Origin of the sequence: Mesorhizobium sp. M7A.F.Ca.CA.002.09.1.1, assembly GCF_003998555.1 — a bacterium.
GTDB lineage: Bacteria > Pseudomonadota > Alphaproteobacteria > Rhizobiales > Rhizobiaceae > Mesorhizobium > Mesorhizobium ciceri.
Window position 1 is genome coordinate 1 of the sequence record NZ_RZRR01001158.1, and the last position, 1436, is coordinate 1436.

Sequence of the window (1436 nt, forward strand, 5' to 3'; positions counted from 1 at the left end):
GGTTAAGCACGCCGGACTTCTCGACCACCAGTTCGCCGAGTGCCGCGAATATCAGCGGCGTGGCGGCGATGACGGTGCCGGTGAAGATGGCGATGATCAAGTCCATCAGGCTGTCTCCAGCGCGTGCGTGTCTCGGGCCGGCCGTATCAGGCGGATGCGATAAAAAATGAAGAAGTCGGCGGCGAGCAGGAAGAACAGAAGAATGCCCTGGAAGATGCGCGTCAGCGCCGAGGGCAGGCCCAGCGTCATCTGCACGCCTTCGCCGCCGAGGAAAAGCAGCGACATCAACAGCCCGCCAAGCACGATGCCGAAGGCGTTCAGCCGGCCGATGAAGGCGACGATGATGGCCGCGAAACCGTAGCCGGGCGAAATCTGCGGCGAGAGCTGGCCGAGCGGCCCGGCGGCTTCCGCCATGCCGGCGATGCCGGCGGCCGCACCACCCGCCATCAGCCCGATCCAGACGGCGGCAGATTCGCGAAAGCCGGCATAGCGGGCGGCAAGCGGTGCCGCTCCGCTCACCGACATCTTGTAGCCAAGGAAGCTGCGGTCAGTGAACAGCCACATCACGAACACGGCGACGACGGTGATGAAGATCGAAGGGTTGAGCCGATAGGCCGGGTCGAAGGATTCGAACAGGGCGGCTGTCGGCAGAAGTGCCGTCTGCGGGTAGTTGAAACCGGCCGGATCGCGCCACGGTCCATGCACGAGATAGGACAGGAACAGCGTCGCGATGTAGGTCATCATCAGCGTGACCAGGATCTCGTTGGTGTTCATGCGGGCGCGCAGGAAGGCAGGGATCGCCGCCCATGCCATGCCGGCGCCCATGCCGGCAACGAACATCAACGGCAACAGCAGCACGCTGTCCGGGTTCGGCCAGAAAAGACCGACGCCGCTCGCCGCAATCGCGCCCATGGTGAACTGGCCCTCGGCGCCGATGTTCCAGACATTGGCGCGGAAGCCGATAGCCAGCCCACACGCAATGAGGATCAGCGGCGAAGCCTTGAGCAGCCATTCCGACAAACCGTTGAGGGAATTCAACGGCTCGACAAAGAAGGCGTAGAGCGTCGGCAGCGGATCGTGTCCGAGCGAGGCAAAAAAGATCGAGCCGACGACCAGCGTCAAAACCGACGCCAGCACCGGCGCCGCGACGCGCATTGTTGCCGAAGGCTCCGGCCTTTGTTCAATCCTGAAGCGCAACGTCGCCACTCCCAATTGCCATTTGATCCGTGCTCATCGTTCGACCGGTCATCAGCAGCCCGACCTCTTCGCGGTCGGTCGTCTTGCGTACCAGCGGCGGTGACACGCGCCCCTGGCAGATCACCAGAAGCCGGTCACAAATCTCGAACAGCTCGTCGAGTTCTTCGGAGACGACGAGCACCGCCGCGCCGGCGCGGCTGAGGTCGACGATGGTCTGGCGGGTGAAGGCGCTGGCGCCG

Annotated in this window: 1 protein-coding gene and 2 pseudogenes; all 3 read right to left on the minus strand. The window is 64.1% G+C overall.

The annotated features are described in order from the left end of the window. Positions 1-106, minus strand: a pseudogene (locus tag EN994_RS36525) (ABC transporter permease); the annotation flags it as partial. Then, positions 106-1155 (minus strand): ABC transporter permease, encoded by a 1050-nt coding sequence (locus EN994_RS31305; RefSeq protein WP_224621515.1) that lies wholly within the window; start codon positions 1153-1155, stop codon positions 106-108. The gene EN994_RS31305 and the pseudogene EN994_RS36525, both read right to left, overlap by 1 nt. A gap of 25 nt (positions 1156-1180) precedes the next feature. Continuing rightward, positions 1181-1436: pseudogene (locus EN994_RS31310) on the minus strand (ABC transporter ATP-binding protein); the annotation flags it as partial.

What these genes read in the sequence shown, in the direction of transcription:
- EN994_RS31305 (WP_224621515.1), bottom strand. Translation starts at nt 1,155, where the DNA reads ATGCGCGTCGCGGCGCCGGTGCTGGCGTCGGTTTTGACGCTGGTCGTC.